This is a genomic window from Brucella sp. NBRC 12950 (assembly GCF_030268145.1).
Classification (GTDB): domain Bacteria; phylum Pseudomonadota; class Alphaproteobacteria; order Rhizobiales; family Rhizobiaceae; genus Brucella.
In genome coordinates, this window is sequence record NZ_BSQC01000058.1 from 1 (window position 1) to 389 (window position 389).

Sequence of the window (389 nt, forward strand, 5' to 3'; positions counted from 1 at the left end):
CGAGATGATGATCTTGGCAGAAGTCAGTTCCGGACGATCACCACCCGAAAGCTTGTTTTCAACAAAGCTCGACAGCGCCGGATCAGCAGCCGCATTGATGCTTTCAACTAGAGCCGAACCGCCGTCAGCTGTTGCCGAGAAAGAAGCCGTACGGACCGTGATGACCTTCTTGGCATCAGTCGACTGAACAGTCTGGATCGCATTGCCTGCATAGATCGGACGCTTGAAGGTGTCAGCGGACACAACTTCCACGATTTCCGACAGCTGCATCACATCAAGAAGTGCTGCAACGCGTGGCAGCACGTTCTTGGCTGAAGTGGTGGCTGGTGCAATGATCGTGTCGTAGTTTCCTGCGAGTTCAACGATGGCTGCAGCCAGTGGCTCGGCCA

General features: G+C 54.8%; 1 pseudogene. It reads right to left on the reverse strand.

The features are described from left to right. Positions 1-389: pseudogene (locus QSJ70_RS27435) on the reverse strand (electron transfer flavoprotein subunit alpha/FixB family protein); the annotation flags it as partial.